Source organism: Ruegeria sp. CE9 (assembly GCF_056537425.1).
The window spans coordinates 110,357-135,719 of the sequence record NZ_JBQFRO010000004.1 but is presented as its reverse complement, the minus strand read 5'-3'; the positions used below and the strand labels follow the sequence as shown (position 1 = coordinate 135,719).

The window sequence follows — 25,363 nt, the reverse complement described above, 5'->3', positions numbered from 1 at the left end:
ACGAGGAGACGGCGGATGCGCTGCCCGTTTTGCGGAAATATCGACACTCAGGTCAAGGATTCACGCCCGGCAGAGGATCACGTCGCGATCCGGAGGCGCCGGTTTTGCCCGGCTTGTGGTGGACGCTTTACTACGTATGAGCGTGTGCAACTGCGCGATCTGGTCGTGATCAAGACCAACGGCAAACGCGAAGATTTCGACCGCGACAAGCTTGAGCGTTCGATACGCATTTCGATGCAGAAACGACCCATTGAACCTGATCGGATCGATCAGATGATCTCGGGTATCGTACGCCGTCTGGAAAGCATGGGGGACACCGATATCCCATCCAACAAAATCGGTGAAATCGTCATGGAAGCGCTGGCCCGGATCGATACTGTCGCCTATGTTCGCTTTGCGAGTGTGTACAAGAATTTCCAGGCGGCCGACGATTTCGAGGAGTTTGTCCACGAGTTGCGCCCGCCGCAACCTTCGACGGACGAGTGAGCGAAACAGATAAGCGATTTATGGCGCTGGCTCTGTCATTGGGGCGGCGCGGACAAGGCACGTGCTGGCCGAACCCGTCTGTCGGGTGTGTCATCGTGCGCGATGGGCGCATCGTCGGGCGTGGGTGGACACAGCCCGGAGGACGCCCACATGCTGAACCCGAGGCGCTTGCCCAGGCGGGTGAGGCAGCAAGGGGGGCTACGGCCTATGTCTCGCTTGAGCCTTGTTCTCACTACGGAAAAACGCCGCCCTGCGTCGAGGCTTTGATCAAGGCAGGTGTTGCGCGGGTTGTCTCAGCAATTGAAGACAGTGACCCACGCGTCGCAGGCCAAGGGTTTGCCATGTTGCGCGAGGCCGGGATCGAGGTCGCGACCGGGGTGCTGGCAGAACAGGCCGCGCGTGACCACGCCGGGTTTTTTCTGAAAACCGAACAAGGCCGCCCGTTTGTGACGTTGAAACTAGCCAGCAGCTTTGATGGACGCATCGCTACGGAAACCGGTCATAGCCAATGGATCACCGGCCCCAAGGCGCGCCGCGTGGTGCATGCCATGCGCTCTCGACATGATGCGGTCATGGTCGGCGCTGGAACGGCGCGCGCCGATGACCCGTCGCTGACCGTTCGCGATCTTGGCATCGAATATCAGCCGGTGCGTGTGGTCGTGTCTCGTCATTTGGACTTGCCTTTGATGGGACATCTCGCTCGCACAGCGTCCAAGGTCCCGGTCTGGCTCTGCCATGGCCCTCATCCAGACCCTGAACGTGCGCGCGCTTGGGAAGGGCTGGGCGCAAGATTGATCCCCTGCGCTTTGGATGATCATCACATTGATGCCTCGGATCTGTTGCAGCAACTTGGGCAGGTCGGGCTGACGCGCATCTTTTGTGAGGGCGGATCAGCGTTGGCGGCGTCCTTGCTGGAGCGTGATCTGGTGGATGAGCTGGTTGGATTCACCGCCGGTTTGACGATCGGCGCCGAGGGCCTCCCCGCACTCGGAGCGCTTGGTCTTGAGACTTTGGAGGCAGCACCGAGGTTCGATCTGATCGAAACACAGGTCGTCTGTGGTGACGTCCTGCATCGCTGGGGACGTGTGACGCACTAAGGCTCAGCGCCACCACCGTGCATGGGTCGCCAGTGCACCCTGTAGCTTTGATAGAATGCGATTGAGAGGGCCGGTGGGGGACGGCGTGCCTTGTGCAAGCCGTTCGACCGCGACTTCGACAGGACAGGCCTGCCCGGTCGCGGGGTCAAAATAACGCGGATAATCGATCAGGGTTGCATGGACCAACCCCATCAACGAAGGCCGCGCACCACGTCTAGCAGGCACGGCCCCAAGATCGGTCGTCAACCCCCATCCGGCATAGAACGGCGCGCCCAGCGTCATGACCTTCACGCCGCGCGACAATGCCTCGAACCCCAGAAGAGAGGTCATGGTCCAGACCTCATCTACCTGCGCCAGAAGGGTCGCAGGATCCGTGCCTTCCACTGTGATATCGGCCAGATCACTTTCGATCTTGCCCTCGCGCAATCCAGCTTCAACATCCGGGTGCGGCTTGTAGATCAGAACAGCGTCAGGATTGGCTTCGCGTGTGGCGCGCAACAGGTCCAGATTGGTGCGAATATTGCTGGTTCCCAAGCGGATCGAAGCGTCATCCTCAACCTGACCCGGCACAAGAATACGATGCCCCTTCGGCAGATCCGGGGCAGGGTGACCGACGTTATACTTGCTAAGACCCTCAGCAATTAGTTGGGCCGCTAGCCGTTCGGCACGAAGCTTTTGATCCGGGCGCAAGGTCTCGCGCGTGGTGATCCATTCTTCCAGCCGACATGGGTGCGTAGGGTCGTAGTAGATGCCGATATCATCGATCACCAGCGACAGCGGCGGCACCAGTTCCGCCCCCAATCCACGCGAACGCAGAAAGCCATCCTCGACCCGAGTTGCGTTCACGGTATCAGCGGCTCGGCTCGCCCAGACCATGTGCGGTTGTGCAGTATCTTTCGGTTGCTCGGACACGAAACGCAGCTTGCCATGTTGCCCGAACATGCGCTGCAGGTGGCGGCGCTTCCACACCCGCATCCCGGATGCGGTCCAGCCCTTGTGGTCTTGCCTCCAGGCGCGGGTTTGCGCCTCAAGCGTATCGAGCACGGTTTCCAATTCGCACAGACGATCATGATAAGTGTCATACCAGCTGGGATAGAGGATCATGGCAGCTGCAAAAAGCTGCGCCCGGGTGAGGTTGCGTTGCCGACGGGGCAGGGGCGCATCGTCTTGGGTCAACCCCCATCCGGCATAGAAGGGTTGCCCGAACACGCGAGGTTTGTGCCCTGCCAAGATGGCCTCGAACCCCATTTGTGACGACAGAGTATAGACGCCGATGGCCCCCTCCAGCATCGACCAGGGGCTGATGGGGCTGTCCAGAATTGACACACGATCGGTAAGGTCTTGATCCGAGTAATACCCGCTTCGGTGTCCTGATATGGTTTCGGGATGGCTTTTGATGATGATGCGCGCGCCGGGGTTTTCCTCTTGCGCGATGACAAGCATTTCGCGGAACCGTGCATAATCGCCATTGCTTGCAGTGACGGCTGCATCCCCTTGGGTCTGGTCAACGACCAGGACGTAACCGGGATCGGGGGGCGCAAGATCAGGATCAAAGGCCGAGTATTTGCTTAGATGCAGCTCTTGGACCCGCGCTATTGCGCCCCGTGCGCGATCCAGCAGGGCGGTGTCATCCAGAGGATGCGTGGCCAGCAGGGTCTCCAGATCCGAGGATGAGCTCGGATCAAAATGCAGTCCTGATCGATCCAGAAGCAAGCCCAGCGGGGCGTCTCCGGTTCTTCCGGGGTGTAGCGACCTTAGGAACGCATCTTCGACCCTGAGAAGAGGCGCATTGTGTTTCTGCGCGATACGAAGGCCGCGATGGGCCGTCGGACTGTTGCCCCAGACCCCAACCAGATCATCCGGCTGAGGCAGCCCTAGCCGTATGTCATATCCCGCCAAAGATAGCATGCGCCGCACACGCCGCTGTGTCAGGAAACCGCCGTTGTAAACAAAAAGCCGGGAGCGCTCGCCCCCGGCCATGTTCTCCGGTTCAGAGAGCATTTATCAGTTACCCGTCAGCGTCGCCACATTGGCAAATGGCGTCAAACCTCCGGCAATCAACGAGACGGATTTGCTCCACTGCGCATATGGGGCCTCAGTGACGTATATCGTGTCATCGTCGCGGATTACGAAATCGCGGGCTACAAATAGCCCGTTGGGTGCGGTCAGGTTCAGCAGATAAATCATACGCTGATCGCCATTCAGCTCTGGCCGTCCCATCACATTGCGCGCGATGTCCTGCCGTTCATTGCGCAGGACGAAAATGCCGGTGGGGTCCGAGGACAGCGATTGCAAGCCTCCAACCTGCGCCAACGCTTCAAGGGCTGACAAATCCTGACTTTCAAAGGCTACTCGGGACTGGCCGCCAGTCGAACCCAGCGCGATGTACGAACGGCTGTCCTCTTCGACAAGAATACGGTCACCACCACGCAGAGCGATATCGGTTTCCGGGTTGCGGAAGAGATCGTTGTACCAGATGGTTCCCTTCTGCCTGCCCCGTATCACCGTCACCAACGCAATATCCGGCGCCACCGCAACGCCGCCTGCCTGTGCAAGCATGGTCGACAAGGTGCCGGTCGGACGTTCAATCGGATAAATACCCGGCGCGCCGATGGTTCCGGTTAAGGATACAGTCGATCCGTCGCCCGGCGTGCGGGTCACCTGAACCTGGGGGTCTGGTGTCTGTTCTTCCAGTTTCGAGGAGATCAATGTGCGCAGCTGTTCCGGGGTGTTCCCCGACGCCCGCAGGCGCCCGGCGTAGGGGACGAAGATATAGCCCTCACTGTCGACCTGCACTTGGTCCAGAATGGTCGCTCCACCGGTTTCCGAAGTCAGCAGACCGTCATCGACGTTTTCCCAAATGCTCAGGCTCAGCACATCACCCGGGCGCACGGTGTCCGACGCGACGCTTTGTGCGCTGCGGAATGACTGCGAGAACCCATATTGCGGAACTGCCGAGGTTGCGCGTGCGACGCGGTCGTCGACCTCGACAACAAAGGCATTGCCGCCATTCTCGACCGAACCGGCCAAAATCTCGGTCTTGTTCGGTCCGGATTTGGGCAGCTGACATGCTGCCAGCAGGCCAAGGGCCGCCACAAGCGACGCCCCCCGGATCCATCGGGTAGGAAAGCAATGCACTGCCAATTTACCTCAGTCGTCTTTTATTTTGGAAAGGTTACCCGCTTCGATTTGAAACATCCAGCAACAGGTTGGCCTCGATCAATCAACAAGGCGCAACTGTGGCGCTGTGGCCTCTTTATCCGAAAGCAGCACCTCATAAGGGTCCTGAGGCGACAACATCATATCGACAGCCCGCCTCAGCAATTGACGGCGTCCCCGGCGAGAGTAATACCCGCCGGGCACCTGACAGGTTTCCAGAAGAAATTGGCGATAGGCCCGATAGGCTTTGCCACCAGGGGCATCCGGGCGGGCGAAAAACGCCTCGATCGATTGCTGCGATACGAATTCCGGTTTATCATAGACCGACTGCCCGAAAATTCGCAACGGAATGCCGCGCCAAAGAACTTGCTGACCCGCCGTTGAATTGACGGTCACTGCAGATTTTGCATCGCCAAGCAGTTTTGCCAGCTTTCCGCCGGGGACATAGTGAATACGATCCGCTATGCCGTGCTGCTCTGCAATCTGACGCGCCCTTTGCCGTAGTGGCTCACGGTGGTTTTCAAGCGGATGCTCTTTGATGACCAAGTGATGATGCGACGGGGCGCCTTTTGCGAATCCCGCAATGACCTGCTCCAGGAAATCAGCCATGCACGAAAAGTCCGAGTGGTATTGGACCGAGCTATCATGCCCCAATTGCAGCAATACAAGATGATAGGGGAAACCGCTCCACCTGACTTGTGCTGTGGCCCAACCGCGTTGCAACCTATGAATTGACATCAATGCCAAGCGCTTGAAATACAGGCGAAACTCTTTTGAGACCGGAAGCTCTCGATGAGGGCGGAAGTTTCTGTAGCGTCTATTCAGAAATAGGACGAACCAGTGATATAACGCACCGTAAAAGATGTGCTGCCGCATATCCCCCCAATGGGTTGGCGGCGGAGGTGAATGGCCTTCGGATTGCGCGAGTGCTGCTTGCATATGCGCAACGTCTAATTCCATAAGACGCGAGTTCCCGTTCGACCCGTTCCGTTCATAAGTCACCCACCAAGGGCGTAAATATCCTTCTTCAAACACATGCACGGTGATCCCACGCGTTTTAGCGATCTGGATTGCGTGGGCATGGATAGGTCGGGTATCGCCATAAAGCACAATGTCAGTCACACCGTGGTGCGTAATCAATTCGCCAAAAGTTTCAGACCAATCGTCGGGTTCGCCAAGATACGGAATATAGCTGACATTGTCGCCCCAAAAGGCCTGATCACCCGCGTTGAAGCCAACTCGCCAGACTTGAGCCCCGGCCGCACGAAGCATCCGACCAAGCGCGTTGAAGAACGGGCCATGTGGTCCCTGCAGAAACAGGAACACACGCCGATCGGGGCTAGCCGTTAAATGTGACATGCTGTCTGCTCGGGTGATCGCTTTGTGGTGCGTTTGCACAAAAATATGCCTGTTTCTTGGTTTCACGGCAAGGCAGGGCTTGTCGGTGGGGTCGCGGGCCTTTACCTCGGCGGTTGAAGCTAGGTTCAGAGGGTTGATGAAATGTTTACAGGGATCGTCACTGATATCGGCACTGTTACCGAACTGGACCAGCAGGGCGACCTGAGGGCTCGGATTAAGACACGTTACGATACCGCGGGCATTGATATCGGCGCCTCAATCGCAAGCGATGGTGTTTGCCTGACCGTGATCGCACTTGGCGATGACTGGTACGACGTGCAGATCAGCGCCGAGACGGTTTCAAAAACCAATCTGGACAATTGGAAGCTCGGCAAGCGTGTCAACCTAGAGCGGGCCTTGAAGGTTGGGGATGAACTGGGCGGCCACATCGTCTCGGGCCATGTTGATGGTGTTGCTGAGGTGGTCGCAGTGGTCGACGAAGGCGATAGCACACGGGTGACCTTGCGGGCGCCTGCGGATCTGGCTCGGTTCATTACTCCGAAGGGGTCGGTGGCATTGAATGGCACTTCGCTGACGGTAAATGATGTGGAAGGCTGCGATTTCGGCATCAACTTCATCCCACACACCAAAGAGGTCACCACCTGGGGCGATGTCGCGGTTGGTGATCGCGTGAACCTTGAGATTGACACTTTGGCTCGATACGTGGCGCGATTGGCCGAGATGTCCTGATCGTTAGGTTGAAGGGCCAAATCTGGACGTCAACTTTTTGGACAGCCACCACAGCGCAAGCGCGAGTAGGATGGAGGCATAACCATCAACCGCATAATGCCACGCGAGGTGGACAGAACCCAACATAATGACTGCGGTAAACGCGGTCATTGCCCAGCCAATCCAGCGTGAATATGTAAACCCATAAAGGGCCAGAATTACACTGGTGCAAACATGCATGCTGGGCATGGCAGAAATACCGCCCACAGGGCCATCGTTGAAATGCCCGTCGAGCAAGAGTTGGTGCCACTCCAGCGCCCAGACGGGGCTGGTCTGGTGCGAGAGATGAAGAAGTTCGACTTGCGGCGTAAACGTATCGCCGAACCCGAAGATCTCATAATACACCGGTCCTACCGACGCGAATGCAATTGCAAGAAGGTTGCCGCCGATCGCCCAGCTAAGCGCGAAAGCTACAAGGAATATCGTACTACGATCAGGGTCGCGACGATCGATGCAGGCAAGGCAAACAGCCATGTAGATGAACACGAACCACAGATTGTAAGCGGCATTGATTGCGGTCGTTACGTAGGGTGATCCAAGCAGCGGCCAAAGCAATGTCCAGACATCATGGCCACCGTGCAGCAATCGGTCCAGCTCAGCAAAGATTGGATCCCACGAATAGGGAACCACATTCGGGATCTCAGTTTTGAGATATGAAAATGTCACAATGAGTGGAACGATGCTTAGAAAGCAGACAAGCGCGTCAGAGGTTTTTACCCGATCCGAAAGCGTCGCCCGCAAATCAGATAGCATCCAGTGAATGGGCTTTTTGGGTTTGACCTTAAAGGCCGCAACGTACAATCGCCAAAGAAAATAGTTGGCAACGATAAAGCATGACAACATGCTAAAGGCGCTCAGGATGTTTGATGCTGTCGATGCCCAGAATGAATTGCCTGTATAAAAACTCACCGCGAGACCGGCGAGAACATGCAATAGTACGATCGAGAGAAGCAGCCTGTTTCGCCGCAATGTGCTAGCGAAGAGAGAGGACTGTTGAGGCAATTCCGTTGAGTATAACACGGCAGTTGTATCTCGCGCGCTTACAAGAGTTCCGTTAAGTTACTGAGGTCAAGCTTGGGCGATCCAGAGGCCTGAATGAGGCATTTTGTGGACAAAGCGGCTTGAATTGATCTGAACGTTCGAGCAAAGCGAACAATTGCCGGGTGTGGTGCGGCCTTCATCGCTGTGACCGATCTACAGATCATCCATAGCGCTGAGCAAAGGCAAACATTCAACTTGCCCTAGAGGGCGTTGACGCCAAGCCAGCCGGTCGGCTTCTTCCCAGAGGTCTGGTCTTTGCGTTCACACTGGTCTATCCCGCCATACAAACCCGTTGTGCGAAAGGCTGCCATATGAGTTTTGAAACCCCTGGACCAGTTGAGGCCCAACTGCGCGAGGCGATCAGTCCGATCGAAGATATCATCGAAGAGGCCCGCAAAGGTCGGATGTATATTCTTGTGGATCATGAGGATCGCGAGAATGAGGGTGATCTGGTGATCGCGGCCGAGTTTGCTGACGCGGACGCCATCAACTTTATGGCCACGCACGGGCGTGGATTGATCTGCCTGCCGATGACGGCGGAACGGATCGATCATTTGGGTCTGCCAATGATGGCCGTGAACAACTCTTCTCGCCACGAAACCGCCTTTACGGTTTCGATTGAAGCGCGAGAAGGGGTTTCGACCGGTATCTCCGCAGCCGACCGAGCGCTGACTGTGGCGACGGCGATCAACGAACAGAACACGATGGCGCATATCGCGACACCTGGTCACGTCTTTCCGTTGCGGGCCAAACGCGGCGGGGTTCTGGTGCGCGCGGGGCACACCGAAGCCGCAGTGGATATCTCGCGTTTGGCGGGTTTGAACCCAGCGGGAGTGATCTGCGAAATCATGAACCCAGACGGCACAATGGCCCGCCTTCCCGATCTGGTAGAGTTTGCCAAAGAACATGGCTTGAAGATCGGCACGATCAGCGACTTGATTTCATATCGTTCGCGCAACGACAATCTGGTCGTTGAAACATCGCGCCAAAAGGTAAACTCGGAATATGGCGGCGAATGGGAGATGCGCATTTTCACCGATCAGACCCATGGTATCGAACACGTCGTAATGGTCAAAGGGGATATCACCACACCCGAACCGGTTCTGACGCGGACCCACGCACTACACGAAGCTCCGGACATTCTGGGGCTTGGTCCGAAATCGCCTCGTGAGCTGCCGCGTGCAATGGAGAAGATCGCGGAAGAAGGGCGCGGCGTGGTTTGCCTGTTCCGCCAACCCCGCAACTCGCTTTATGCCGCTGATGACGAAGGGCCGCGCACTATCAAGCAAACTGGCCTTGGGGCCCAGATTCTGTCCAAGATGGGTGTGCAAGAGTTGATTCTTCTGACGGACTCACCGGAAACTGTTTATCTCGGGCTCGACGCATTTGGGCTGTCCATCGTCGGAACCCGCGCCATCTCCAAGGATGATTGATAATGGCTGAACAAGACACACATGGCATTCTGCCGACGCCGACATTCGACAAACCGGTGAAACTACTGATCGTGGCTGCTCCGTTCTACCGCGCGATTGCTGACAATCTGATCGCTGGTGCCAAGGCAGAGATTGAGGCCGCTGGCGGCACCTGCGAAGTCGTGGAAGTCCCGGGTGCGTTGGAGATCCCAACAGCGATCGCGATGGCAGATCGCCAGTGTAACTTTGACGGCTATGTTGCGTTGGGCTGCGTTATTCGTGGTGAGACCACGCATTATGAGACTGTCTGCAACGATTCCAGCCGTGCCATCCAACTGATGGGGCTACAGGGCCTATGTATCGGCAATGGAATTCTGACGGTTGAAAATGACGATCAAGCCGAAGTTCGCGCAAATCCCGAAAAGATGAATAAAGGCGGCGGGGCTGCTGCTGCGGCCTTGCATCTGATTGCGCTCAGCCGTAAGTGGGGCTCTTCCAAGAAGGGCGTCGGTTTCAAGCCGCCGTCCGAGTCCATCCTTGTGGCGGACGACAGCAACGGACCTTCGACAGCATGACCCAGACAGACGCGCCAAAACCGGCCAACCAGAAACGCCTGATGAAATCCGCCGCACGCCTCTATGCCGTGCAGGCGCTGTTCCAGATGGAACAGTCGGGCCAGACGACTGAAGCAGTCGTGACCGAGTTTCTGGATCACCGGTTTGGTGCTGTCTATGAAGGCGAGGAAATGCTGAATGGCGATATCAGCGTCTTCCGCAAGCTGGTGGATGATGCGGTGAACTATCAGGCCCCGATCGACCAGATGACGGATCGCGCGCTGGTTGCCAAATGGCCCATCGCGCGCATCGACCCGACCCTGCGCGCTGTGTTCCGCGCGGCAGGGGCAGAACTGACCCAAAGCGACACGCCGCCCAAGGTCGTGATCACTGAGTTCGTTGATGTGGCACGCGCTTTCTTCCCAGAGGGCAAAGAGCCGAAATTCGTCAATGCCGTGCTCGACCATATGGCGCGCGAGGCCCAGCCCGAGGCGTTCTGACGCCTTTACCGCGACCAGACATGCGCTAAACTGAATGTCAGAGCGCAAGGAGGTTCGCCATGCCCAAATTGATCCGTCTCTATATCACACAAGTCGTATGGGGCTTTGTGATCTCAGCCGTATTCGTCGGGGTCCTGTTGGCGTTCAACGTGGCCAATCTGCGCCACCTGATCACCAGTTCAGAAATCGGGCTTATTGCCCTCGTGATGATCTGGTTCATGAACGGGATCGTCTTCGCAGGCGTGCAGTTCGCCTATGCCGTCATGAGCATGGCTGAAAAGCCCGGTAAACCACGCGGCGGAACACCGATTGCGCATGGTTTAAAGCCTGCGGTGATCAAGCAAGAAGCACGCACCGGGCGCTGATAGTTCGGTGAATAGTGTGGCGGGACCACCAGTCAACCGTGCGGTTTGATTCCCGAGGACCTGTATGTACAGGTGGGCGCCAGGTAATCAGGCCAGGACCTGAACAGAGCCAGCCCCCTCGGAATTGCTTAAGGCCACCAGAATGCTACCTGTCACAAGAAGGGCAGAACCCGCCAAGCGCTTAGTTAGGGCGTCGGACGGGTTCGCACAAGGGGTCATGCATCAACAGTTTCGTGCAGTGATGTACGCATCTTGCCAAAATGTTCGTCCCAACCATCGTCCAGCGCAAGGATCAGTCCGAAAGCGTCGGCTCCCTGCGGTAGACCTTCGTGGACCAGCGCGAGTTTGGTGCCGCCTGCAACCGGTTCCAGCGTCCATTTGACCACGCTCACGGTATCGCCCATCGGCTTTATGGTGAATGTGTACTCAAGATACTTCGGACGCCGCGCCTCGCGCACTTCCCCCCAGATCAGAAGATCGCCGCTGGTCGTCCCGAACATCTCAAGTTTTTGTCCCGAAACCAAAGGCCGCTCGGGTTTGTGAAACCACTCGGCCAGCCGGTCGGGTTCGGTCAGATAGTCCCAAACCACCTCCGGCGTTGCGCGGAGAAAGATCGTTTTCTGTAAAACAGCATCAGTCATTTGTTGTTTCCTTCAATAGCTTTCTTCAGATTTGCCAGACGATCATCCCAGAACCGATCGAAATAGCTGAGCCAGTCCAGAACCGGAGCCATTCCTTGAGGTTCCAGGCGATTGATGCGCTCTCGACCTTTGGCTTCGACTGTGATCAGGCCGCCATCTGACAGAACTGTCAGGTGTTTTTTGACCGCTGCGCGAGTCATGTCGAAACGTTCGGTCAGTTGGGCGATCGTCATGTCCTGGGTTGCGAGCATTTGCACGATGTCCCGCCGAGTAGGGTCGGCCAGCGCCCGGAACGCGTTTTGGGTTTGTGAGTTCATTATAAACTCCATATGATACTATTGGGTATCATATAATTGAGATACCAAATGGTATCATGTCAAGAATTGTTTGAGTGCTTGATTTTTGTTCACGAATTGTTCACATTTTCAGAATGACTCTGGATATGCAGCCTGGACAGAAACTTGCTCGTGGTGTTTCGCGTCACTTATTGACCCATGGCTATGTTTCAATTGAAGAATTCGTTCCGTCGCGCGGACTAAGGGTGGATGTCATGGGGCTGGGTCCCAAGGGCGAGATTTGGGTGGTCGAATGTAAATCCAGCCGCGCTGATTATCAGTCGGATTCCAAGTGGCAGGGTTATCTGGACTGGTGTGATCGATTCTTCTGGGCCGTGGATACTGATTTCCCGACCGAGTTGTTACCTGCCGAAACGGGTTTGATCATCGCCGATGCTTATGACGCCGAGATCATCCGCATGGGGCCCGAAAGTAAGCTGGCCCCCGCACGCCGCAAGAAGATGGTGCAGAAATTCGCATCAGACGCGGCACGGCGATTGCAGGCGCTGCGCGATCCTAGGATCTAGCCTTTGACAGCGCGCGCGGCTTGGGCCGCTGCTCGGATTTCCTCGGCGATTTCTTCGGCCTCTTCAGGATCAAAGTCCATTGGAATCTCAATCCCGCTGCCTTCGATGAACAGGCGCACCATGCCATGATCGGTTGGCCCGATTTGTAAGTTCGCTTCGATATCGCGTTCGGTGTTAATGCCCATGTTCGCCTCCGGGAAATGAGATTTGGTGCTAACGTGCGATGGGTTGAGAATCAAGCCAGCTATGGGGTCAGATAGGGCATGGAAACGACGACCCTCAGACCCTTCCGTGCCGAAGATGCCCCTTGGCTGGTTCATCAGCATGACGCGCTCTATTCCCGTGACGAAGGGTTTGACGACAGTTTCGGCCCACTGGTCGGACGCATTCTTGATGACTTCGTTGCCAATCATGACCCTGCTTACGAGCAAGGTTGGATCGCCGAGAACGCGAGCCAAAGGTTAGGCAGTATCTTTTGCGTCAAGCAGACGGACCAAACCGCCAAGCTGCGCTTGTTTCTCTTGGTGCCCGAAGTACGAGGGCAGGGGTTGGGCAAGCAGTTGTTGACCACTTGTATGGGTTTTGCCCGCGAGGTCGGATATCGCGAAATGGCGCTGTGGACGCATGAAAGCCACACCGCAGCTTGCGGGCTCTACCAGTCGTTTGGGTGGCAGTTGATTGACAGTAAGCCTGTGCGTTCTTTTGGATGTGATTTGGTCGAACAAAGCTGGCGAATTCAGCTTTAATCCCCTTGCAATCCCCGCACGCCTTCGCTAAATCGCCCCTCACGAGTGCCGCCTTAGCTCAGTTGGTTAGAGCGCTGGATTGTGGATCCAGAGGTCCCCTGTTCAAGCCAGGGAGGCGGTACCATTTCCCGATATACAGAACAGTTTGCCGGATGCGGGTCTTTCAGTATATCCGGTTTCTGGTGAAACCCGTATTCTGATAACGCGAGCATGATATGCCGGAAAAGAACCCCAAAGATATCCAGAAAAGCGCACGTTTGAGTGTGGCGCCCATGATGGATTGGACGGATCGCCACTGCCGGTATCTGCATCGCCTGCTTAGCTCTGAAACCCTGCTGTATACCGAGATGGTGACCGCACCTGCGCTGGTGCGCGGTGGTGCGTTGCATTTGCTGGATCACAATCCGCAAGAGCATCCGGTTGCGTTGCAATTGGGAGGCTCGGACCCGCAGGAACTTGCGCTGGCGGCAAAACTGGGGGCTGATGCGGGATATGACGAGATTAACCTTAACTGCGGGTGCCCGTCGGATCGGGTGCAGTCAGGCACGTTCGGCGCTGTCTTGATGCGCGAGCCTGAAAAGGTTGCTAACTGCGTGACCGCGATGCGCGACGCAGTGGATGTTGAGGTCACGGTTAAATGTCGCATCGGGGTCGATGAACAAGAGCCCGCACAGGTGCTGCCCGCTTTTCTCGGACAGATTCAGGCTGCAGGGTGCAAACGGGTCACGATCCATGCGCGCAAAGCATGGTTGCAAGGGCTAAGCCCCAAGGAAAACAGGGATATTCCGCCTTTGGACTATGGTCTGGTACACCAGATGAAGGCTGAATTTCCGGACATGCATATTTCGATCAATGGCGGCATCACCTCGCTTGAGCAGGCGCACGAGCATCTGAAGGCCGGATTGGATGGCGTCATGATCGGACGCGCGGCTTATCATCAGCCGACAGATATTCTGGCTGGCGCTGATGCGTCGATCTTTGGAACCGGCGAGGTCGCCGATCCGGTCAAAGTGGTACAGAACATGTTGCCCTATGCTGAGTCGCATCTTGTCGATGGTGGACGTTTGCACCAGATCACACGGCATATGCTGGGTCTGTTTGCCGGACGCCCGGGTGCGCGTGGGTGGCGGCGGATGCTCTCTGAGGGTGCCGTGCGCGAGAATGCTGGCCCAGAAGTGATCCTGCAGGCTCTGGACTCTGTCGCGGCGTTGTCGCAGGTGGAACAGGTTGGCTAAGTCGGCTTAGGGCCGGTATTGGGGGAATGATGCCCGAGACGATGTTGCTGGCCCAGATGCTGGGCCTTTTGCTTGTGATCGGCGCTTTGGCTGGGGTTCTGGCAGGGTTGCTTGGAGTAGGGGGCGGTATCGTTCTTGTGCCAGCGTTTTTTTATGCATTCCAAACGCTTGGCTATGGCGGACCGCAGCTGATGCAACTGTGTCTGGCTACTTCGCTTGCAACGATTATCGTAACTTCGATCCGATCCGTCCTGAGCCACAACAAAAAAGGCGCGGTAGATTGGGGCATCCTGCGCAGTTGGGGGCCGGGCATCGCGGCCGGTGCGGTGCTTGGTGTGCTGGTAGCTTCTGCGCTGCGCACGGAGTGGTTGCAGGCGCTGTTTGGAGTGCTTGGCATGGTCATTGGGCTCTATCTCGGGCTTGGAAAATCCGAATGGAGGCTGGGGGATGCAATGCCGAAAGGGCTGCGTCGCGCAGCTCTGTCGCCTTCGGTGGGGTTCTTGTCGGTTCTCATGGGCATCGGTGGCGGTAGTTTCGGTGTTCCATTGATGAGCCTGTACAACACACCCATCCATCGCGCTGTGGCCACTGCTGCTGGGTTCGGAGTGATCATTGCAGTGCCATCAGTAATCGGGTTCTTATTCCTCAATATCGCCCCGGAACATCGCCCGCCGCTGACGTTCGGGGCCGTCAATCTGGTTGCCTTCGGTATAGTCGTTGCGATGACCATGATCACAGCACCTTGGGGTGTGAAGCTGGCCCACGCAATGGATCCCAAACCGCTGAAACGAGTCTTCGCAGTATTCCTGACGCTTGTCGCGTTGAACATGCTGAGAAAGGCGCTGGGGTGGTAGAGGCCTTTTTTGAACGGGGCTGGGTAAAGTTTCCCTACGATCAGGCGTTGGCAAACTGGGTGGCAGAGGTTCTACCGGCTGCAAAGGCATCTGTTTGTGATCCCAAACATGCTGAATGGCACGACTGTGAAGGCACGTGGTTCATCGGCGTCGATGCACTGGAAAATGATGCGCATGGCAGGGTGGTAGGCTCCTCAGCTTTGCCGGGTGCTGCGATTGACTTTGCGCACCGGCACTACGGGCCGATCGATTTGCACAAAGGGCAGGTGTCGGTGATCTATCCAGGTTACCCGAAGCCCCGGCGAGGCGAAAGTGAGGGCGCGGCACGCTATCGTGCACGACGGGACGCGGCGCATGTGGACGGGCTAAGGCCGATGGGCCCTAACCGGCGCCGCCGCATTGATGAACCGCATGCGTGGATACTGGGAATCCCCCTGACCGAGGCCAGCGCGGACGCAGCACCGATGGTACTTTGGGATGGCAGCCACAAAACCCTCGGTGAGGCATTCCGTGATGCGTTAAGGGATTTGCCGAAAGACCAGTTGGCCATCGCTGATATTACTGACATCTATCAGGCCGCCCGCCGCCAAGTGTTTGAGACCTGCACTCGCATCGAGTTGCCGGCACGACCGGGTGAGGCCTATCTGTTACATCGCCATTGCTTGCATGGTGTTGCCCCCTGGGGCGGGGATGCTAAAGGAGGGCCGGATGGACGGATGATTGCCTATTTCCGACCCGAGCTTCCCGGTGGAGTGGCGCAATGGCTCGAATCCCCATAACCTCCTGCCATTATTTGGCTTTGGAGGATGAGTTAGATGATTACGGTCCTTACAAATTCTGACGGTAGTTTGATTGAAGTCGAGCTTTCGGGCGAAGTCACGAGCGCGGATTACGCGGAAACCCTGGTGCCTGCCATTGAGGCTGCGTTGAAAGAGCACGATTCGGTACGCCTGCTGGCGATCGTGGCGCCGGAATTCAAAGGATATGATCTTGGCGCAGCGTGGTCAGACACGAAGCTTGGGCTCAGTCACTGGCGCGGCTTTGACCGTATCGGAGTGGTTGCGGATCAAGGGTGGGTTCAAACCAGCATTCGACTGGCTGCACCAATTCTTCCTTGTCCTGTGCATGTCTTCGGGATGGATGAGCTGGAAGAGGCGCGACGTTGGATGCGCGAGTCACTTGGGTCGATTCACGTGACAGATTTGGGTGGTCCTTGCGTGCAGATCAGCTTGATGGGCAAACTGGATTCAGAGGAGTACAGCCAGGCGCAAACCGATCTTGACGCACTGTTGCGCGGGCGTGATGGGTTCCGCTTGCTGATTGACCTGCGCGAATTTGATGGCTGGCAGGGGCTAACGGCCATGGCTGCGCATTTTCGACTGGCAGCAGGTCATATTGGAATGTTGGATCGTGCGGCGATTGTCGGCGACAAGTCCTGGCAAAAGATGGCGCAGAGAATGGCCAGCCATGTTCTGGGAACCCGAACTCAGTATTTTCCGGCTGAAGAATTCGACGAAGCGAAGGCTTGGCTATCGGTAGGTTAAGTGAGTTGAGTAATATATTGTAAACAATATCTTGTTTCGACATGCATTGTTGTTTTTTCGGTTGACGCCACGGAATGCAAAGTATCGCCAACACCATTATTGACTGGTTGATCAAATAACTTAACAAAGTTGGCACCGTCCCACCGCATAAGGGATTGGTATCAAACTGTTTCGCGCCGCTGTGGGCTACCACTCACTCAACCACAGAATCCGGACTCACTACCCCCTCGGGGTTCGGAATGGACCTGCAGTGGCGCGTCGATTGCTCTAAGTTGTAAATTAAATGATACTACGCACTGTCCTTAAGCGCATACTTTTCAAAAATACGCATGAACGACCCGAAGTAGCCGAGTTGGAGGAAGAGCTCAACAGAACTGTTAAGCGGTCAACGACCCAAACTGAGCTGGTCGAGCTGTTTGGTGCAGAACTCCGCAGCCATGACCGGCTAAATGATCTCGGAACACCACCGGCACCGAAAACTTAGATCGAAAATCAGGTTCCGTTCAAACGCGCAGCCCGCCCGCCACGGCGCTTTGCCAAACGGGGTTTACGTTCTGGAAGGTCCTGCATGATCTCAGCCCGCTCGGTGCTGTCCATTTTGGACCAACGGGTAATCTCGTCAATCGTGCGATAACAACCGGTGCAGATACGCTCGGTGGGATGAACGACACAGATCTGGATGCAAGGGCTTTCGACCTCGTCCCGTTTCCAAACCATATTCGTCATGGGCGTTTTCCGATCCGTCAAAGAAAGCGCAACCTATCCAGCGCGCCTTGCAAAATATAACCCGCTGCGACGTGATCAATAACCTGTCCGCGACGTTTTCGTGTCGTATCCGCCTCAAGCAGTGCTTTTTCTGCAGCAACTGTGCTCAGCCGTTCATCCCAGAAACCAATGGGAATGTCGGACAAACGGGTCATATTTCTTGCAAATGCGCGAGTTGACTGACACCGGGGGCCTTCGCTGCCATCCATGTTGCGTGGCAGGCCAAGAACGATGCCGCCGATTTCACGTTCGGCCACAATCTCGATCAACCGGGCTGAATCCAATGTGAATTTCTTGCGACGAACTGTTTCGAGCGGGGTTGCCACGCCGCGCATCCGATCCGAGACGGCAACACCGATGGTCTTCTCGCCCAGATCCAGCCCCATCAGGGCGGACATAGGGGTCAAGGACGAGGCGAAGTCTTCAAAAACGTCGTGGATCATTGCGCAATCCCGGCTTGCAGCGCTGCAGCGTCGATCATTTGCAAAGCTTCGGAATTACCGGCGAACACCGCCTTGGCCTCATCCCGGATGGCGATGGCCCTTTGCCCTTCACCCAAGACGCCCAATGCCGCAATAAGCCGGGCCCATTCCTCGGGGGTTCCGCCTTCGGTTGCCAAGCGATCCGAGAGGCCATCGACCATGCCGCGTATCATTTGCTGCCGCTCCTCGGCTGTCATCTCGGCCGCTGCATTTACATCGTCTTGACTGGGGCCGGGGGGTGCCGAAAAATCGGGGGTATTGAACACCCCAGCACGAAACGCCAGCTCATCGATCTGAGATCGGATCGCATCTGCCCATGGCGCGCCGGCGGGGGCATCGTTCAGGGTTTCGACCCAAACGCGGTAGGCCATGTCAGGCCGCCCGGTTTGTGCCAGCATTTGTCCCCAGTAATACCGTGCAGGGCCTAAGCGTGGATTGCGCTCTAACGCTTGCATCAAGGCTGCTTCCGCTTCGGGGGACACATAGCCACCGGCTGCAAGGATCATCATCTCGGCCTGATCCGAGTAGGCATGTGCTGGCGCATTCTCGCCCGACAACTCGATCACGCGCGTCTGTGCCTCATAGCCTGCTTTAAAATTTCCGGCATTGGTCTCATGCTGTGCCAGCAATGTATGGCCTTGCAGATCATCTGGTCGCTCAGCTACCGTCTCTCGCAGTCGGTTCAGCAGTGCCTCATAGCTTTCTTCAAGCGGGGGTGCCTGAATCGGAGTGGCGATGGCCTCGGCATCGATCTGGCTGGGTCGATTTTCACGAAGATCTTCTGCCATTTCCAAGCGTACCGACAGGGGCATATCGGGAAAACCGGCAGCGCCGAGCTGGCGATACATCGCGAGTGCCCCACCCACCAGAACAGCGGCCATCGCAAGGAAAGCGATAATCGTAACAGTACGAGACGGCCCGGTACTCTCCGCTTCGCCACGCATCTGAGCATCCGCAGCAAGAATGCGGCGCGAGATTTCGGTGCGAACACGCTCAGCATCAGCTTTTGCGATCACCCCGCGCGCAAGATCACGATCTACCCCCGCCAGCTGTTCGCGATATACACGCAGGTCATAGGCCGCAGTCGGGCCATCGGCGCGACGACCACGCAGCATGGTGTAACCCAGAAATACGGCAATCAGCAGCGCGATCAGGAAGATCAGAACCCAGAACGACATGGTCCCTCCAAAATGGTTGCCCTGACTTAGACCTGTCAGAGCATAGAAAAAAGGGACAAATGGCCGCGAGGGGCGCTCATGTCGCAATAGTGTATTATTGCGACGTTGCGTGGCAGGGTTAAAATGTCAGGGCGCGGCATATCTGCGTCCAATTACCGAGCCGGATGGATTCGATCATGAAACACTACTCAGCCTTTGCTGTTGCGCGGGAAGCGCTGCGCCATCACACCGGGTGGGAACGCGCCTGGCGATCACCTGAGCCGAAAAAGCGTTATGACGTCATCATTGTAGGTGCGGGCGGTCATGGTTTGGCGACGGCGTATTATCTGGGTAAGAACTATGGCATCCAGAATGTCGCCGTTATCGAAAAAGGCTGGTTGGGCGGTGGTAACACTGGCCGGAATACCACAATTATCCGGTCGAACTATTTGCAGGACCCGTCAGCCGCGATCTATGAAAAGGCGCGAGGCCTGTATGAAGATCTGAGCCAGGAACTGAATTATAACATCATGTTCAGCCCGCGCGGCGTAATCATGCTGGCGCAGACCCAGCACGAGATTCGCGGCTATCAGCGCACGGCACATGCGAATGCGCTGCAAGGTGTTCAGACCGAGTGGATCGGGCCCGAGCGCGTGAAAGAGCTGGTGCCGATCATCAATCTGGAAGGCCCACGCTATCCGGTTCTGGGCGGTCTCTGGCAGGAACGCGGCGGCACAGCACGCCATGATGCCCTGGCCTGGGGCTATGCCCGAGCATGTTCGGCCATGGGCATGGACATCATCCAGAAATGCGAAGTCACGGGCGTGCGGTCCGAGAACGGCCGTGTTGTAGGTGTCGACACCACCAGGGGTGCCATCGATTGCGACAAGCTGGGGATCGTGGTTGCTGGTCATTCCGGTCAACTTGCAGAGATGGCGGGCTTCCGTCTGCCGCTTGAGGCCGTTGCGCTGCAGGCTCTGGTCTCAGAACCGATTAAGCCCTGCATGGATGTGGTCGTGATGGCCAACACCGTTCACGGCTACATGTCTCAGTCCGATAAGGGCGAGATGGTGATCGGCGGTGGTACTGACGGATTCAACAACTTCACCCAGCGCGGTTCATTCCATCATATTGAAGAGACTGTTCGCGCCCTGGTCGAGACTTTCCCCATGATCTCGCGTCTGAAGATGCTGCGCCAGTGGGGTGGCATTGTGGATATGACCGGCGACCGCTCGCCCATCCTGTCAAAAACGCCGCTGAATGGCTGCTTTATCAACGCGGGCTGGGGTACAGGCGGCTTCAAGGCCATTCCGGGCTCGGGCTGGGGCATGGCGCAGCTGATGGCAACAGGCCATTCACCGCTGACCGAAGCGTTCTCGTTGGATCGCTTCAAAGAGGGCCGCTTCATCGATGAGAGCGTGGCGGCCGGGGTGGCGCACTGATGCAAAGAATTGGACACATCAAGTATCTGATTTGTGCCCGTTTTGGTGCAACTGAAACGCGATGGGTTGCGCAGGCGGACTTGATGTCGGTCAACGGTGAAGCCAAATGAACATTGAAAGCTTGCCCCAAGCAATTCCCGGACGTCCACGCAAAACCAAGCTGGCGCTGCTGAATTTCTTGATCGCCTTCTTCGATGCACAATCGCGTCAAGTCAGGGTTGTGCAGGTTGGGGCTAATGACGGCCAGATGGAAGATCCCATTTGGCGCTATTGGTCAAAGGATTCTTGGACAGGTGTTTTGATTGAACCGCATCCTGTCTATTTTTCGAACCTTAAGAAACGGCACGATGATAATCCAAACATAACCCTTGTGAATTCTGCTGTTTCTTCAACCTCGGGTACTATGACGCTGTTTCACATGCGTGAAGACATGAAGGCGTCGTTCCCCGAATGGCTGCGCGGTTGCGCATCATTGGAAAAAGAGCGCATGTTGTCTGCTGTTCAAAACGCCAATGTCCAGTTCGATGGTGAACTCGCCGATTCTGTGATCGATGAAACAGAGGTTGAGGTGCGTCGTCTGGATGAAATCCTGATGTCACAGGGTGTCGAAACCGCTGATCTACTGTTGATAGATGTTGAAGGGCATGAGCTTGAAGTCTTCAACAGTTTTGATTTCGCGGCCTTAGGGGTCAACATTGCAGTCATCGAGTGCAATTACAGTGACCGAACGGTCAGGGATGAGATTTCTGCAAGGCTCAACGACGCTGGATTGCTCACTTATTTCGTAGCGGGCGAAATCGTTGCGATCCGGCCCAACTGTATCTCGGTTCCAATCGAAGCCATGTTTCATTTTCAGAACGTGGCCCCGCTGACAGCGCAACGGCAGCAGACATCTGCCAAGTAACTATAGGTGTAGTAAGAAAATGCTGATCTTGAATTGCCCCTATTGCGGCGTCGACGCCGAAGAAACGGAACTGGCCGCAGGTGGCGAGGCGCATCTGAAGCGTTACGGCCCGGGCTCGTCAGATGATGAATTCCACGACTATCTGTTCATGCGCGAAAACCCCAAAGGCGTACATTTCGAGCGTTGGCGCCATGCCAATGGGTGCGGCAAGTGGTTCCATGCCGCGCGTTGTACGAATACACTTGAGGTCTTTGGAACTTATTCCGCCCAGGTCACCGAACCGCCTCAAGAGATCAAGGACGCCATCACCGCAAAACGTCCGGGATGGGCATGGAGAGATTTCTCCTGATGCTTCATCTTTTTGAAAATACTCCCGCCGGAGGCATCGACGCTTCCACCTGCGAAAGGTCCGCATCATGAGCACCCGCCTCGCAAAACATGGTCGCCTTATCGACCGGTCGAAACAGGTAACCTTTACCTTCAATGGCACCTCGATGCAGGGCTACGAGGGCGATACACTCGCGTCAGCCCTATTGGCCAATGACCAGATGATGGTTGGCCGGTCGTTCAAGTATCACCGTCCTCGCGGCATGGTTGCCAGCGGTGCGGAAGAGCCGAACGCACTGGTCGGTCTGGGTGAGGGCAACCGGTTCGAGCCGAACCAGCGTGCCACAACGACTGAGCTGTTCAATGGTCTGACATCGGTATCGCAGAACCACTGGCCGAACCTCGAGTTCGACGTAGGCGCGATCAACACGCATCTTTCCCGCTTTTTGCCAGCGGGTTTCTACTACAAGATGTTCATCCATCCCAAGCCGTTCTGGAAACATGTGTACGAGCCCTTCATCCGTCAGTCGGCGGGTCTGGGCAAAGCGCCCGACAAGGACAGCCGCGATGCGGATACCTATGAACACTTTTACGCCTTCACCGATGTACTGGTGATCGGTGGCGGAGTAGCGGGTCTGCAGGCCGCCAAGGTAGCGGCGCAGTCCGGTGCCAAGGTGATGCTGATCGAACAGACCGCACATTGGGGTGGGCGCGCTCCGGTCGATGGTGGAACCGTGGGTGGTGAGCCTGTGGATAAGTTCGTGGAACAATTAGTTTCCGAACTCGAAACAATGGATAACGTCACCATGCGCAGCCGCTGCATGGGCGCGGGGGTCTATGACCACGGATATGTGCTGGGATATGAGCGTCTGACAGACCACAAGCCCGGCACCCAAGGCCCGCGTCATCGCCTGTGGCGGATCCGCGCAAAACAGGTTGTGACCGCGACAGGGGCCATCGAGCGCCCGCTGTCATTTGCGGGCAATGATGTGCCGGGCGTCATGCTGGCCTCGGCCATGCGCGACTATGTCGTCAACTGGGGTGTCACCCCGGGTGAGCGTGTGATTGTCGCCACAAATAATGACGATGCCTACCGCACTGCGATCATTCTGAAACAGGCTGGCGTCGATGTATTGCGGGTTGTTGATGCACGCGACACTGCGGGCCCCCTAGCCGAAGAGGCGCGCCAGCTGGGTATCCGCGTTGATCCGGGCAAGGCGATCGCCAAAGTCAAAGGCGGCAAGCGCGTCAAGAAGGTTGCGATCTGCAACCAAGAGGGAATTGGCGGTGCTCGGGAAGAAGTCGAATGCGATGCGGTTGCCATGTCAGGTGGCTGGTCTCCGGTCGTACACATGTGGTCGCATTGCGGCGGCAAGCTGATCTGGGACGAAGCGAACGCGCATTTCCGCCCCGATCCATCACGGCCTCCTCTAGGTGCTGATGGCAAAGGGTTCGTGCTGGCGGCAGGGTCGTCCAACGGTCCGCTAGCATTAGGCGAGGTTCTGACCGACGCAGATGCAGCGGGTAAGGCGGCAGCGAAGGCGGCCGGGTGCACCGCCAAGCGGACGAAGGCTCCGGCTGGAGAGACCATGGCAGAGGCACCGATGGCGCCCGTTTGGTTGATGCCCTCAAATGCCGAGATTAGCCTGCGCATGAAATCGTGGCTGGATTTCCAGAACGACGTCAAAGTCTCGGACGTGCAACTGGCTGCGCGCGAGGGCTATGAAAGTGTCGAGCATACCAAGCGTTACACCACGCTGGGTATGGCCACGGATCAGGGTAAGTTGAGTAATATCAACGGCCTGGCGATTCTTGCTGATGCATTGGATTCAGAGATCCCGAAGGTCGGTACCACCACCTTCCGCCCGCCTTATACTCCCATCTCGATGGCTTCGATTGGTGGTGAAGCGCGTGGTGAGGTGTTCCAGCCCATCCGTCAAACGCCGATGCATAACTGGCACGACAAGAACGGTGCCGATTGGGAGCCGGTCGGCCACTGGCGCCGGACCTATGCTTATGTCCGACCCGGTGAATCTGTGCATGACGCGGTGAACCGAGAGGTGAAAAACACCCGCGAAAACCTCGGGCTGTTGGATGCATCAACGCTGGGCAAGCTCATCGTCAAAGGGCCGGACGCAGGCAAGTTTCTGGACATGATGTACACCAACATGATGTCCACTCTGAAGGTCGGCAAATGCCGCTATGGCCTGATGTGTTCCGAAAATGGCTTTCTGATCGACGACGGCGTTGTCGCCCGCATCGATGACGACACATGGCTGTGCCACACTACGACCGGTGGGGCCGAGCGTATTCATGGCCACATGGAAGAATGGCTGCAGACCGAGTGGTGGGATTGGAAAGTCTACGTTGCGAACGTGACCGAGCAATATGCGCAGGTTGCCGTTGTGGGCCCGAATGCCCGCAAGGTGCTTGAGAAGTTGGGCGGCATGGACCTGTCGAAAGAGGCGCTGCCCTTCATGGAGTGGCGCGATGGCAAGATCGGTGATTTCGATGCACGCGCCTACCGCATCTCGTTCTCTGGCGAACTGTCCTACGAAATTGCCGTACCGGCCTCGCAGGGTCAGGCGTTCTGGGACGCCCTGATCGAGGCAGGGCAGGAGTTCGGAGTGATGTCCTATGGCACCGAATGTCTGCACATCCTGCGGGCCGAGAAGGGCTTTATCATGATCGGCGACGAGACCGATGGCACTGTGATCCCGCAGGATCTTGGGCTGCACTGGGCGCTGTCAAAAAAGAAAGAGGACTACCTTGGTAAACGCGCCCATTCACGGACCCATATGGCCGATCCGGAGCGCTGGAAACTGGTTGGTCTTGAGACTGTGGATGGATCGGTGCTGCCAGATGGTGCCTATGCAGTAGGCGAGGGCGTGAATGCCAATGGCCAGCGTAACATGATCGGGCGCGTAACCTCGACTTATTACTCGGCCAATCTGGGCAAAGGCATCGCCATGGGCTTGATCAAGCACGGGCCGGATCGCATGGGCGAAGTTGTCGAATTCCCGGGGACGGACGGAAAAACTTACAAAGCCAAGATCGTGGACCCGATCTTCTACGACAAGGACGGGGAGAAGCAGAATGTCTGAACCCATCAGCGCACTGAACCACGCCTCCTATGACGGCATTGCAAAGATCGAAGAATGCGGCCTGCAGGGAATGATCACACTGCGCGGGGATCTGTCGGACAAAGTGCTGGCCAAGGCCGTGAAAGACGCCACAGGGCAGAAAGTGCCGGGCCAACGCGAAGCTTTTGTCGACGGAGAAACTGGCGTCTGCTGGATGTCCACTGATGAGTTGCTGGTGCTGGTGCCCTACGCCGAAGTCGAGGCTAAGCTGGCGGCAATGACCAATGCGCTTAGCGGTATACACGCGTTGGCCGTGAATGTTTCGGATGCGCGCGTGGTATTTCGGGTTTCGGGGCGCAGTGCACGCGAAGTCCTGGGCAAGCTGACACCGGTCGACCTGTCTCCCGAAGCGTTTCAACCAGGGCACATCCGCCGCTCACGCCTGGCGCAGGTGGCTGGTGCCTTCTGGATGGAAGACGCTGAGAGCTTCCGCATCGTCTGCTTCCGCTCGGCTGCGGATTATGTGTTCAAACTGCTTAAGGTTGCGGCGCAACTCGGCAGTGAGGTCGGGGTTTACTGA

28 protein-coding genes and 1 tRNA gene are annotated in these 25,363 nt (G+C 56.8%); 19 read left to right on the top strand and 10 right to left on the bottom strand.

Going from position 1 to position 25,363, the window contains the following annotated elements; translation table 11 throughout:
* Positions 1 to 15 precede the first annotated feature (15 nt).
* Entirely contained in the window at positions 16 to 486 is a 471-nt protein-coding gene (gene nrdR, locus ACR0B3_RS10005; RefSeq protein ID WP_170686258.1) for a transcriptional regulator NrdR, read from the top strand.
* Positions 483 to 1,583: a bifunctional diaminohydroxyphosphoribosylaminopyrimidine deaminase/5-amino-6-(5-phosphoribosylamino)uracil reductase RibD gene (ribD, locus tag ACR0B3_RS10000; RefSeq protein WP_480808928.1), complete on the top strand. Its 1,101-nt coding sequence runs from the start codon at positions 483 to 485 to the stop codon at positions 1,581 to 1,583. Before nrdR ends, ribD begins: the two co-directional genes overlap by 4 nt.
* 3 nt (positions 1,584 to 1,586) lie before the next feature.
* Here the strand turns inward: ribD and ACR0B3_RS09995 are convergent, their stop codons facing one another.
* The 3 genes from ACR0B3_RS09995 to ACR0B3_RS09985 form a co-directional block, all read right to left on the bottom strand.
* Entirely contained in the window at positions 1,587 to 3,584 is a 1,998-nt protein-coding gene (locus ACR0B3_RS09995; RefSeq protein WP_480808927.1) for a capsular polysaccharide biosynthesis protein, read from the bottom strand.
* A gap of 3 nt (positions 3,585 to 3,587) precedes the next feature.
* Positions 3,588 to 4,679 (bottom strand): polysaccharide biosynthesis/export family protein, encoded by a 1,092-nt coding sequence (locus ACR0B3_RS09990; RefSeq protein ID WP_480808926.1) that lies wholly within the window; start codon positions 4,677 to 4,679, stop codon positions 3,588 to 3,590.
* A gap of 123 nt (positions 4,680 to 4,802) precedes the next feature.
* Positions 4,803 to 6,101, bottom strand: coding sequence for a capsule biosynthesis protein (locus ACR0B3_RS09985; protein WP_480808925.1), 1,299 nt, complete (start codon positions 6,099 to 6,101; stop codon positions 4,803 to 4,805).
* Between the two features lie 141 nt (positions 6,102 to 6,242).
* On the opposite strand from ACR0B3_RS09985, the gene ACR0B3_RS09980 reads away from it, so the two are divergent.
* Positions 6,243 to 6,830, top strand: coding sequence for a riboflavin synthase (locus tag ACR0B3_RS09980; RefSeq protein WP_480808924.1), 588 nt, complete (start codon positions 6,243 to 6,245; stop codon positions 6,828 to 6,830).
* A 3-nt stretch (positions 6,831 to 6,833) separates the two neighbouring features.
* On the opposite strand, the gene ACR0B3_RS09975 is transcribed toward ACR0B3_RS09980, so the two are convergent.
* A complete protein-coding gene (locus tag ACR0B3_RS09975) occupies positions 6,834 to 7,778 on the bottom strand; it encodes a phosphatase PAP2 family protein (RefSeq protein ID WP_480808923.1) in 945 nt (314 codons plus the stop codon).
* Between the two features lie 443 nt (positions 7,779 to 8,221).
* On the opposite strand from ACR0B3_RS09975, the gene ribB reads away from it, so the two are divergent.
* From ribB to ACR0B3_RS09955, 4 genes are read left to right on the top strand one after another with little or no spacing between them, the layout of a single operon-like run.
* Complete coding sequence (ribB, locus tag ACR0B3_RS09970; RefSeq protein ID WP_480808922.1) at positions 8,222 to 9,343, top strand: 3,4-dihydroxy-2-butanone-4-phosphate synthase; 1,122 nt, start codon at positions 8,222 to 8,224, stop codon at positions 9,341 to 9,343.
* Positions 9,344 to 9,345: 2 nt separating this feature from the next.
* The gene (locus ACR0B3_RS09965; RefSeq protein WP_480808921.1) at positions 9,346 to 9,897 is read left to right on the top strand and encodes a 6,7-dimethyl-8-ribityllumazine synthase; all 552 of its coding nucleotides are present in this window, start codon (positions 9,346 to 9,348) and stop codon (positions 9,895 to 9,897) included.
* Positions 9,894 to 10,376, top strand: coding sequence for a transcription antitermination factor NusB (nusB, locus tag ACR0B3_RS09960; protein ID WP_480808920.1), 483 nt, complete (start codon positions 9,894 to 9,896; stop codon positions 10,374 to 10,376). Before ACR0B3_RS09965 ends, nusB begins: the two co-directional genes overlap by 4 nt.
* 59 nt (positions 10,377 to 10,435) lie before the next feature.
* Positions 10,436 to 10,741, top strand: a complete 306-nt coding sequence (locus ACR0B3_RS09955) for a hypothetical protein (RefSeq protein ID WP_480808919.1) — start codon at positions 10,436 to 10,438, stop codon at positions 10,739 to 10,741.
* Positions 10,742 to 10,956: 215 nt separating this feature from the next.
* Here the strand turns inward: ACR0B3_RS09955 and ACR0B3_RS09950 are convergent, their stop codons facing one another.
* Together ACR0B3_RS09950 and ACR0B3_RS09945 are read right to left on the bottom strand one after the other, a co-directional pair.
* On the bottom strand, positions 10,957 to 11,382 hold the full coding sequence (locus ACR0B3_RS09950) for an SRPBCC family protein (RefSeq protein ID WP_480808918.1): 426 nt from the start codon (positions 11,380 to 11,382) through the stop codon (positions 10,957 to 10,959).
* Positions 11,379 to 11,699 (bottom strand): metalloregulator ArsR/SmtB family transcription factor, encoded by a 321-nt coding sequence (locus ACR0B3_RS09945; protein WP_170686247.1) that lies wholly within the window; start codon positions 11,697 to 11,699, stop codon positions 11,379 to 11,381. The genes ACR0B3_RS09950 and ACR0B3_RS09945 overlap by 4 nt, the downstream gene beginning before the upstream one ends.
* Positions 11,700 to 11,812: 113 nt before the next feature.
* Between ACR0B3_RS09945 and ACR0B3_RS09940 the strand changes: the two genes are divergently transcribed.
* Positions 11,813 to 12,244 carry an MmcB family DNA repair protein gene (locus ACR0B3_RS09940; RefSeq protein ID WP_170686246.1) on the top strand — a complete coding sequence of 144 codons (432 nt, stop codon included), beginning with the start codon at positions 11,813 to 11,815 and terminating at the stop codon, positions 12,242 to 12,244.
* Here the strand turns inward: ACR0B3_RS09940 and ACR0B3_RS09935 are convergent.
* A complete protein-coding gene (locus ACR0B3_RS09935) occupies positions 12,241 to 12,429 on the bottom strand; it encodes a DUF6324 family protein (RefSeq protein ID WP_170686245.1) in 189 nt (62 codons plus the stop codon). The genes ACR0B3_RS09940 and ACR0B3_RS09935 overlap by 4 nt on opposite strands.
* A gap of 78 nt (positions 12,430 to 12,507) precedes the next feature.
* Between ACR0B3_RS09935 and ACR0B3_RS09930 the strand changes: the two genes are divergently transcribed.
* From ACR0B3_RS09930 to ACR0B3_RS09905, 6 genes are all read left to right on the top strand, one after another.
* On the top strand, positions 12,508 to 12,990 hold the full coding sequence (locus ACR0B3_RS09930; protein WP_480808917.1) for a GNAT family N-acetyltransferase: 483 nt from the start codon (positions 12,508 to 12,510) through the stop codon (positions 12,988 to 12,990).
* 47 nt (positions 12,991 to 13,037) lie between these two features.
* Positions 13,038 to 13,114 (top strand) — tRNA-His (locus tag ACR0B3_RS09925).
* Positions 13,115 to 13,205: 91 nt separating this feature from the next.
* On the top strand, positions 13,206 to 14,225 hold the full coding sequence (dusA, locus tag ACR0B3_RS09920) for a tRNA dihydrouridine(20/20a) synthase DusA (RefSeq protein ID WP_480808916.1): 1,020 nt from the start codon (positions 13,206 to 13,208) through the stop codon (positions 14,223 to 14,225).
* A 29-nt stretch (positions 14,226 to 14,254) separates the two neighbouring features.
* On the top strand, positions 14,255 to 15,079 hold the full coding sequence (locus tag ACR0B3_RS09915) for a sulfite exporter TauE/SafE family protein (protein ID WP_480808915.1): 825 nt from the start codon (positions 14,255 to 14,257) through the stop codon (positions 15,077 to 15,079).
* Positions 15,073 to 15,858, top strand: a complete 786-nt coding sequence (locus ACR0B3_RS09910) for a hypothetical protein (RefSeq protein ID WP_480808914.1) — start codon at positions 15,073 to 15,075, stop codon at positions 15,856 to 15,858. The genes ACR0B3_RS09915 and ACR0B3_RS09910 overlap by 7 nt, the downstream gene beginning before the upstream one ends.
* Positions 15,859 to 15,894: 36 nt before the next feature.
* Positions 15,895 to 16,623 carry a SpoIIAA family protein gene (locus ACR0B3_RS09905; RefSeq protein WP_480808913.1) on the top strand — a complete coding sequence of 243 codons (729 nt, stop codon included), beginning with the start codon at positions 15,895 to 15,897 and terminating at the stop codon, positions 16,621 to 16,623.
* Between the two features lie 492 nt (positions 16,624 to 17,115).
* Here the strand turns inward: ACR0B3_RS09905 and ACR0B3_RS09900 are convergent, their stop codons facing one another.
* From ACR0B3_RS09900 to ccmI, 3 genes are read right to left on the bottom strand one after another with little or no spacing between them, the layout of a single operon-like run.
* On the bottom strand, positions 17,116 to 17,349 hold the full coding sequence (locus ACR0B3_RS09900; protein WP_170723991.1) for a DUF1289 domain-containing protein: 234 nt from the start codon (positions 17,347 to 17,349) through the stop codon (positions 17,116 to 17,118).
* Between the two features lie 17 nt (positions 17,350 to 17,366).
* On the bottom strand, positions 17,367 to 17,831 hold the full coding sequence (gene ruvX, locus ACR0B3_RS09895) for a Holliday junction resolvase RuvX (protein WP_480808912.1): 465 nt from the start codon (positions 17,829 to 17,831) through the stop codon (positions 17,367 to 17,369).
* Positions 17,828 to 19,048: a c-type cytochrome biogenesis protein CcmI gene (gene ccmI / locus ACR0B3_RS09890; RefSeq protein WP_480808911.1), complete on the bottom strand. Its 1,221-nt coding sequence runs from the start codon at positions 19,046 to 19,048 to the stop codon at positions 17,828 to 17,830. The genes ruvX and ccmI overlap by 4 nt, the downstream gene beginning before the upstream one ends.
* Positions 19,049 to 19,224: 176 nt before the next feature.
* On the opposite strand from ccmI, the gene ACR0B3_RS09885 reads away from it, so the two are divergent.
* From ACR0B3_RS09885 to ACR0B3_RS09865, 5 genes are all read left to right on the top strand, one after another.
* On the top strand, positions 19,225 to 20,469 hold the full coding sequence (locus tag ACR0B3_RS09885; protein WP_480808910.1) for a sarcosine oxidase subunit beta family protein: 1,245 nt from the start codon (positions 19,225 to 19,227) through the stop codon (positions 20,467 to 20,469).
* Between the two features lie 106 nt (positions 20,470 to 20,575).
* Entirely contained in the window at positions 20,576 to 21,373 is a 798-nt protein-coding gene (locus ACR0B3_RS09880) for an FkbM family methyltransferase (RefSeq protein WP_480808909.1), read from the top strand.
* Positions 21,374 to 21,392: 19 nt separating this feature from the next.
* Positions 21,393 to 21,722 carry a sarcosine oxidase subunit delta gene (locus ACR0B3_RS09875; RefSeq protein WP_170723994.1) on the top strand — a complete coding sequence of 110 codons (330 nt, stop codon included), beginning with the start codon at positions 21,393 to 21,395 and terminating at the stop codon, positions 21,720 to 21,722.
* A gap of 67 nt (positions 21,723 to 21,789) precedes the next feature.
* The gene (locus ACR0B3_RS09870) at positions 21,790 to 24,804 is read left to right on the top strand and encodes a sarcosine oxidase subunit alpha family protein (protein ID WP_480808908.1); all 3,015 of its coding nucleotides are present in this window, start codon (positions 21,790 to 21,792) and stop codon (positions 24,802 to 24,804) included.
* Positions 24,797 to 25,363 (top strand): sarcosine oxidase subunit gamma, encoded by a 567-nt coding sequence (locus ACR0B3_RS09865; RefSeq protein ID WP_480808907.1) that lies wholly within the window; start codon positions 24,797 to 24,799, stop codon positions 25,361 to 25,363. The genes ACR0B3_RS09870 and ACR0B3_RS09865 overlap by 8 nt, the downstream gene beginning before the upstream one ends.